This is a genomic window from Isoptericola sp. NPDC056578 (assembly GCF_042793275.1).
GTDB lineage: Bacteria > Actinomycetota > Actinomycetes > Actinomycetales > Cellulomonadaceae > Isoptericola.
This window is the reverse complement of the sequence record NZ_JBHTVC010000102.1, coordinates 1-7,277: the sequence shown is the minus strand read 5'-3', so window position 1 is coordinate 7,277 and position 7,277 is coordinate 1. Positions and strand designations below refer to the sequence as shown.

Genomic DNA, 7,277 nt, shown 5'->3' with positions numbered 1-7,277 from the left:
CCTCGGGGGTCCTGGGGGGGGCGCTCGTCCGGCTCCGCGGGGGGGGGGGGGGGGGGCCGTCGCCCCCGCCCCCCCCCCCCCGACCGGTCAGGCCCAGGAAGGCGCCCAGGTCCGCGCCACGCGCGCGGTCGCCGCGACCACGTCGGCCCCGGTCTCGTGCACGCCGCTCACGCCGGCGCCGGACCACTCCCGGCGCGAGACCTCGGTGCGGCCGGCCAGCACCACGACCGGCACGGCGTGCGGGGCGGCGGCCGCCACGGCGGCGGGGACGCGCCCCTCGCGCAGGGTCGTGCCGTCCAGCACGGGGACGTGCACGACGACGAGGTCGGACGTCGCCGCCGGGGCGGCGAGCGGACCGTCCTCCGGTCCGGAGACGCTCGCCAGCCCGAGGGCGTCGAGGGGGACGAACACCCCGACGGACGACGGGTGGGCCTCCCCCGGCGGCGCGGGGTCGGGCAGGACGACGGTGGTCACGGCGCACGACGGCGCGGCCTCCCGCCACGCCGTCGCGAGCGCGGGGGCCAGGGGGCCGGCGTCCTCGCCGACGCAGAGCAGCACCTGCATGCCGCGATCGTGGCACACCGAGCCGAGGCGCGGACGCCCCCGGGGCGTGCTGCCGGAGGGGCGGACGGCAGGCCGACGGCTCGGGCACGCGCCCCCGCCGGGGACGGACGCGCGGCGTGCCGCACGCAGGCCCTGTGGAAACATAGGCGGGTGACCACCCTGCTGAACGACACCGCGGGCACCTCGACCGGCGCCACGACCGGCACCACGACCGGCTTCGCCGAGCCCGCACCCTCCGCGCTGCTGCTCCTCGGCCAGGGCCGCGACCTCGCCTCGGAACGTGGCGTCGAGTGCACCGGGGCGCTGCCGTCGCCGTCGGACCCGGACCTGGTGGAGCGCGCCCGCGCCGCGCGGGCCGCCCTGGGCGAGCGCGCGTTCGTGCTCGGGCACCACTACCAGCGCGACGAGGTCATCGACTTCGCCGACGTCACCGGCGACTCGTTCAAGCTCGCGCGCGAGGCCGCTGCCCGTCCCGACGCCGAGTTCGTGCTCTTCTGCGGCGTGCACTTCATGGCCGAGAGCGCGGACATCCTCACGTCGGACGCGCAGCAGGTCGTGCTGCCCGACCTCGCCGCCGGCTGCTCCATGGCCGACATGGCCGAGATCGGCCAGGTCGAGGAGGCGTGGGCGGTGCTGCAGGACGTCGGCATCGCCGGCGACACCGTGCCCGTGACCTACATGAACTCCTCCGCCGCCATCAAGGCCTTCACCGGCCGGCACGGGGGCACCGTGTGCACGTCGTCGAACGCGCAGGTCGCGCTGCGCTGGGCGTTCGACCGGGTGGGTGGCGTGGAGGGCACCGGCAAGGTGCTGTTCCTGCCGGACCAGCACCTGGGCCGCAACACCGCCGTCCTCCAGCTCGGCCTGAGCCTGGACGACTGCGTGGTCTACGACCCGCGCAAGCCGCTGGGCGGCCTCACCGAGCAGCAGCTGCGCGACGCGCGCATGATCCTGTGGCGGGGGCACTGCTCGGTGCACGGGCGGTTCTCGGCGCGCAACGTCGAGGACGTCCGGGCGAAGGTGCCCGGGGTCACGGTGATCGCTCACCCGGAGTGCAAGCACGAGGTGATCACCGCGGCGGACGAGGTGGGGTCCACCGAGTTCATCATCAAGGCCCTCGACGCCGCCGAGCCCGGCAGCGCGTGGGCGATCGGCACCGAGCTCAACCTGGTGCGCCGCCTCGCCAAGGCGCACCCGGACAAGCAGGTGCACTACCTCGACTCGACCGTGTGCTTCTGCTCGACCATGAACCGCATCGACCTGCCGCACCTGGTGTGGGCGATGGAGTCGCTGGTCGAGGGGCGGATGGTCAACCGGATCGTGGTCGACGCCGACGACGCCCACTGGGCCCGGGTGGCGCTCGACCAGATGCTGGCGCTGCCCGGCATCTGACCGTGAGCAAGATCTGACCAGGGGCCGGCGACGGCCCTGACGACGCAGGAGAAGGCATGAGCACCGACGGCGGGCTCCACATCGGCATCTTCGTGTTCGACGACGCGGAGGAGCTCGACGTCGTCGGGCCGTTCGAGGTGCTCGCGGCCTGGGAGCAGCACTCGAGCACCGAGTCGGGCCCGAAGCCGCACGTGAGCACCTTCTCCCGCGACGGCGACGGCGTGCGCCTGGCCAAGGGCCTGCGGGTCGTGCCCGCGCACTCCGCGGACGACGTCGGCCCGCTGCACGTGCTCGTCTACCCGGGCGGCTGGGGCACTCGCGCGATGATCGCCGACCCGACGCACCTGGAGTGGCTGCGGCAGGTGCGCGTGCAGACCCCGGTCCTCGCGAGCGTGTGCACCGGAGCCCTGGTGCTCGCGGCGGCGGGGCTGCTGGCCGGACGGCCGGCGACCACGCACCGCGACCACTACGACGAGCTGGCCGAGATCGACCCGAGCGTCGTCGTGGACACCGAGGCGCGGTTCGTCGACGACGGGGACGTCGTGACCGCCGCCGGCGTCTCGGCGGGGATCGACATGGCCCTGCACCTGGTGGCGCGGCTCGAGTCGACCGAGGTCGCGCGCGCGGTGCGCCGGGGCATCCAGTACGACCCCGCTCCCCCCGTCTGACGGTCGACGAGCCCAGGTATCTGATACCGGCGGTCGCCGATATAACCTGCGCAGGTGACTCGAATGATCCAGCTCACCTGGGCCTCCCTGCGCCCCCGCAAGCCGGTGCCCGGCCAGGGCCTGCTCGACCCGTCCGTGACGCGCATGCGCGTGCACCCCGGCGACCTCGACCTGTACCTGCACGTCAACAACGGCTCGTACCTGCAGATGATGGACGTGGCGCGGTCCAACTTCATCGCCGACCTCGACGGCTTCGCCAAGATCGGCGACCGCAAGTGGTACCCGGTGGTCGCGGCGTCGACCATGACCTACAAGCGCTCGCTCAAGCTCGGCGACCGGTTCGAGATCAGCACGCGCGTCCTCGGCTGGGACGAGCGCGTGATCTACATCGAGCAGGTCTTCACGTGCCGGGGGCAGCTCTACGGCCGCGGCTACGTGGCCGGCCGGTTCCTCGGCCCGGGGAGTTCCCGCGTCCCCGCGCCCGACGTCGTGGCGCTCATGGGGCCGGAGGCGCCCGCGCAGAGCCCGGACCTCCCCGACGACGTCGCCGCCTGGGCGCGGGCGGTCGACGTCGCGCACCGGGACCGGTCGGAGGCCTGACCCGCGCCGGGATCGGGCCGGCTCAGGCGGGCCCGGCGTCGCGGAGCGCTCGCGCCTCGGACAGCGCGCTCCGGACGGCGTCCCCCTCCGCGTCGCGGCCGGCGGCGTCGGCGAGCGCCTCGAGCTCGGCGACGAGCTCGCCCGCCGCGGCGGGGTCTCCAGCCCGCACGGCGAGCTCGGCGAGGTAGGCGAGCGCCGGCGCGAGCTCGCCCGCGGCCGGGGCGGCCCCCGCCGCCCGCGCACGACGGACGGCGCCACCCAGGATCTTCCGCGCCTGGCCGACGTCCCCGTGCGAGTCCGCGACGACGACGGCGTTCTCCAGGGCGCGCGCCAGCGGGCCGCCGCCTTCCGTCGTCCAGGACGTCGTGCCCCCCTCGCCCGCGACGACCGGCGCGTCGGGTGCCCGGGAGACCCGCACCCAGTTCCCCGCCGGGTCCACGAGGCTGAACCCGCTGAGCCCCGCGTTGTTCGCCCGCTTCCGCGGACGGGTGATCCGCGGAGCGCCCGACACGGGCAGGCGCCCGAACAGGTTCCGCAGCCCCGCCGCGAACACCTCGTAGACCGGCTCGGTGTCCGGGACGACGAGCGCGCAGGTCGAGTGGCTCTGCTCCGGGTCCCAGTCGGGCATCCCGTAGTAGTGGACGTCGAACCCGCCGCGCCCGAACGCCACGTACGGGTTGGGGCGCTGCTGGCGGTAGGTGACCTCGAGACCGAGCGCGGTCCAGAAGGCCACCATCGCGTCGAGGTCCTCCTCCGTGCCGCCGCAGGGCAGCATCGGCACCATCCGAGCCCCGGCGACCGCACCCTCGAGCTGCTGCGACATCACGTCGCCCCCTCCCTCATCCCTCGAGCTCGGCGACGCGCCGCAGGAGCAGCGCCTCGGCGAGCACGACCTTGCGCAGCTCGCCCAGGTGCACCGACTCGTCGGCGCCGTGCGCGCGGGAGTCCGGGTCCTCGACGCCGGTGACGAGCACGGCGGCCTCGGGGAAGAACTCGAGCAGGTCGGCGATGAACGGGATGGACCCGCCGACGCCGATGTCCACCGGGTCCGTGCCCCAGGCCGCCGCGAACGCCGAGCGCGCGGCGCGCATCGCGGCCGAGTCCTCCGCGGCGTGGAACGCCCGCCCCTGCTCGCCCGAGCGCCAGGCGACCCGTGCGCCGAACGGCGCGTGCGCCTCGAGGTGGGCGCGCAGCGCGTCCTCCGCCGCCTGCGGGTCCTGCCCCGGCGGGATGCGCAGCGACAGCTTCGCGGCCGCGCGGGGCGCGATGGTGTTGGACGCGTGCGCGACGCTCGTGGCGTCGATGCCGATCACCGAGAGCGCCGGCTTGGTCCACAGCCGGCCGGCGATGGTGCCCTCGCCCGCGAGCGTCACGCCGTCGAGCACCGAGGAGTCGGCGCGGAACGCCGCCTCCTCGTAGTCGACCTCCGGCTCGCCGGCGGCGACCAGCCCGGCCACCGCAACGTTGCCGGCGTCGTCGTGCAGCGTCGCGATCAGGCGTGCGAGCAGGGTGTTCGCGTCGAGCACCGGCCCGCCGAACATGCCGGAGTGCACCGCGTGCCCGAGCACCTCGACCTCGACCACGCCGTCGACCAGGCCGCGCAGCGACGTGGTGAGGGCGGGCACGCCGACCTTCCAGTTCGTGGAGTCGGCGACCACGATGACGTCCGCCGCGAGCAGCTCGCGGTGGTCGGCGAGGAACCGGCGGAAGCTCGGGGACCCCGACTCCTCCTCGCCCTCGACGAACACCGTGATCCCGACGGGCAGGTCCGTGCCGCCCTCCTGAGCCACGGCGGCCAGGGCGCGCAGCGCGCCGACGTGCGCGACCAGCCCCGCCTTGTCGTCCGCGGCACCGCGGCCGTACAACCGCTCGCCCACCTGGACCGGCTCGAACGGGTCGGTCGCCCACGCGGCGGCGTCGCCCGGGGGCTGGACGTCGTGGTGCGCGTACAGCAGCACGGTCGGGGCGCCCTCGGGCGCGGGACGGCGGGCGACCACGGCGGGCGCCCCGGGGGTCCCGTCCGGGCGGTCCGAGCGCAGGATCCGGACGTCGGGCAGCCCCGCGTCGCGCAGCAGCGCGGCGACGGCGTCGGCGCTCGCCGCGACGTGCGCCTGGTCGAAGGCGGCGGCGGACACGCTCGGGATGCGCACGAGGCGCTCGAGGTCGGCCTGGAGGGCGGGGAACTGCCGCTCGACGTGCGCGCTCAGGGTGGTGGCGTCGTCGACGGGCCGGTCGGTCGGTACGCCGGCAGGGGCGGTGCGGGGGGTGTCGGTCACGCGGCTCACGCTACCCGCGCGCTCGACTACCCTGGGAGCGTGTTCTCCCGCAACAAGCCCGACGCGACGCCGTCGTCCCCCGACTCCACCGACCCCGTCGACGCGGCCGCCGAGATCGAGAAGGCCGGCGCCCCCTCCGGCAAGGGCCGCCCCACGCCCAAGCGCAGCGTGGCCGAGGCCGCCAACAAGCGCCCGCTGGTCCCCGACGACCGCAAGGCGGCGACGAAGGCGGCACGGGAGAAGGCGCGCGAGCAGCGCAACCTCGAGTACCGGGCGATGCAGACGGGCGACGAGCGCCACCTGCCGCCGCGCGACAAGGGCCCGCTCAAGCGGTACGCGCGCGACTACGTCGACGCGCGCTGGAACCTCGGCGAGTTCTTCCTGCCCGTCGCGTTCGGCTTCATCGTCCTGAACTTCATCTTCATGCAGAACGTCACCATGTCGGCGCTCGTGCTGATGCTGCTGTACGCCGTCGTGCTGCTCACCATCGCCGACGCCTTCCTGCTGTGGCGCGGGCTCCGCAAGCGGCTGCTGCTGAAGTTCGGCGAGGTGCCGAAGGGCACGATGATGTACGCCGTCATGCGTGCGTTCCAGATCCGCCGCTCGCGCCTGCCCAAGCCGTCGTCGAAGAAGCACGGCGTCTGGCCGGAGTGACCCGGCACCGCCGGCACCGTCCGGTGCGACCCTGCGCCCGCCCTAGGGTGGACGCATGGTCAACTACCGGTACCTCGGCAACAGCGGTCTGAAGATCTCCGAGATCACCTACGGCAACTGGCTCACCCACGGTTCGCAGGTCGAGAACGACGTCGCGACGCAGTGCGTGCGCGCCGCGCTCGACGCGGGCATCACGACGTTCGACACCGCGGACGTGTACGCCAACACGAAGGCCGAGCAGGTCCTCGGCGACGCCCTCGCGGGCGAGCGACGCGAGTCGCTCGAGATCTTCACCAAGGTGTACTGGCCGACGGGCCCGGGCGGCCCCAACGACACGGGTCTGTCGCGCAAGCACGTCATGGAGTCGATCAACGGCTCGCTGAAGCGCCTTGGCACGGACTACGTCGACCTCTACCAGGCGCACCGCTACGACACAGAGACGCCGCTCACCGAGACGATGCAGGCGTTCGCCGACATCGTCCGCCAGGGCAAGGCCCTGTACATCGGCGTCTCCGGGTGGACGGCGGACCAGATCCGCGCCGGCGCGGCCCTGGCGAAGGAGCTGGGGTTCCAGCTCATCTCCTCGCAGCCGCAGTACTCCATGCTCTGGCGGGTCATCGAGGACGAGGTCGTGCCCGCCTCGCAGGAGTGCGGGCTGTCGCAGATCGTGTGGTCGCCGATGGCGCAGGGCGTGCTGTCCGGCAAGTACGTGCCCGGCCAGCCGCTGCCCGCCGGGTCGCGCGCGACCGACGAGAAGGGCGGCGCGTCGAGCATCCGCCGCTTCCTCGACGACGACGTGCTCACCCGCGTGCAGAACCTGCGCCCGGTCGCCGACGAGCTGGGGCTGTCGATGGCGCAGCTCGCCGTCGCGTGGGTGCTCCAGAACGACAACGTCGCGGCGGCGCTCGTCGGCGCGTCCCGGCCCGAGCAGGTCGCCGAGAACGTCAAGGCGTCCGGCGTGACGATCCCCGCCGAGCTCCTGGCGACGATCGACGACGTCCTGGGCGACGTCGTCGTGCGCGACCCGGCCAAGACCGCCGAGAACGCGCCGAAGACCCGCGTCGCCTGACCGCAAAGACGGTTCCGGGAGGGCCCGACGTCGCGGTGGGTCGTCGTCCTGAGC

At 74.3% G+C, this 7,277-nt stretch carries 8 protein-coding genes; 5 read left to right on the top strand and 3 right to left on the bottom strand.

The window, feature by feature from the left end:
• Nucleotides 1–87: 87 nt before the first annotated feature.
• Nucleotides 88–564, bottom strand: a complete 477-nt coding sequence (locus ACFQ80_RS22185; protein WP_430565162.1) for a hypothetical protein — start codon at nucleotides 562–564, stop codon at nucleotides 88–90.
• 159 nt (nucleotides 565–723) lie between these two features.
• On the opposite strand from ACFQ80_RS22185, the gene nadA reads away from it, so the two are divergent.
• From nadA to ACFQ80_RS22170, 3 genes are all read left to right on the top strand, one after another.
• Nucleotides 724–1,956: a quinolinate synthase NadA gene (gene nadA, locus ACFQ80_RS22180; RefSeq protein ID WP_430565165.1), complete on the top strand. Its 1,233-nt coding sequence runs from the start codon at nucleotides 724–726 to the stop codon at nucleotides 1,954–1,956.
• A 56-nt stretch (nucleotides 1,957–2,012) separates the two neighbouring features.
• Nucleotides 2,013–2,624, top strand: coding sequence for a DJ-1/PfpI family protein (locus ACFQ80_RS22175; protein WP_430551043.1), 612 nt, complete (start codon nucleotides 2,013–2,015; stop codon nucleotides 2,622–2,624).
• A gap of 63 nt (nucleotides 2,625–2,687) precedes the next feature.
• On the top strand, nucleotides 2,688–3,224 hold the full coding sequence (locus ACFQ80_RS22170) for an acyl-CoA thioesterase (protein ID WP_430565164.1): 537 nt from the start codon (nucleotides 2,688–2,690) through the stop codon (nucleotides 3,222–3,224).
• A gap of 22 nt (nucleotides 3,225–3,246) precedes the next feature.
• Here the strand turns inward: ACFQ80_RS22170 and ACFQ80_RS22165 are convergent, their stop codons facing one another.
• Entirely contained in the window at nucleotides 3,247–4,047 is an 801-nt protein-coding gene (locus ACFQ80_RS22165; RefSeq protein WP_430565161.1) for a hypothetical protein, read from the bottom strand.
• 16 nt (nucleotides 4,048–4,063) lie between these two features.
• Nucleotides 4,064–5,431, bottom strand: coding sequence for a dipeptidase (locus ACFQ80_RS22160; RefSeq protein WP_430565163.1), 1,368 nt, complete (start codon nucleotides 5,429–5,431; stop codon nucleotides 4,064–4,066).
• A gap of 108 nt (nucleotides 5,432–5,539) precedes the next feature.
• On the opposite strand from ACFQ80_RS22160, the gene ACFQ80_RS22155 reads away from it, so the two are divergent.
• Nucleotides 5,540–6,154, top strand: a complete 615-nt coding sequence (locus ACFQ80_RS22155) for a DUF3043 domain-containing protein (protein ID WP_430551041.1) — start codon at nucleotides 5,540–5,542, stop codon at nucleotides 6,152–6,154.
• A 55-nt stretch (nucleotides 6,155–6,209) separates the two neighbouring features.
• Nucleotides 6,210–7,223 carry an aldo/keto reductase family protein gene (locus tag ACFQ80_RS22150; protein ID WP_430565160.1) on the top strand — a complete coding sequence of 338 codons (1,014 nt, stop codon included), beginning with the start codon at nucleotides 6,210–6,212 and terminating at the stop codon, nucleotides 7,221–7,223.
• Nucleotides 7,224–7,277: the final 54 nt, after the last annotated feature.

Excerpts from the sequence above, each read along its gene's own strand:
- ACFQ80_RS22150 (WP_430565160.1), top strand. The coding sequence starts at position 6,210 with ATGGTCAACTACCGGTACCTCGGCAACAGCGGTCTGAAGATCTCCGAG.
- ACFQ80_RS22185 (WP_430565162.1), bottom strand. The coding sequence starts at position 564 with ATGCAGGTGCTGCTCTGCGTCGGCGAGGACGCCGGCCCCCTGGCCCCC.
- ACFQ80_RS22170 (WP_430565164.1), top strand. The coding sequence starts at position 2,688 with ATGATCCAGCTCACCTGGGCCTCCCTGCGCCCCCGCAAGCCGGTGCCC.
- ACFQ80_RS22165 (WP_430565161.1), bottom strand. The coding sequence starts at position 4,047 with ATGTCGCAGCAGCTCGAGGGTGCGGTCGCCGGGGCTCGGATGGTGCCG.
- ACFQ80_RS22175 (WP_430551043.1), top strand. The coding sequence starts at position 2,013 with ATGAGCACCGACGGCGGGCTCCACATCGGCATCTTCGTGTTCGACGAC.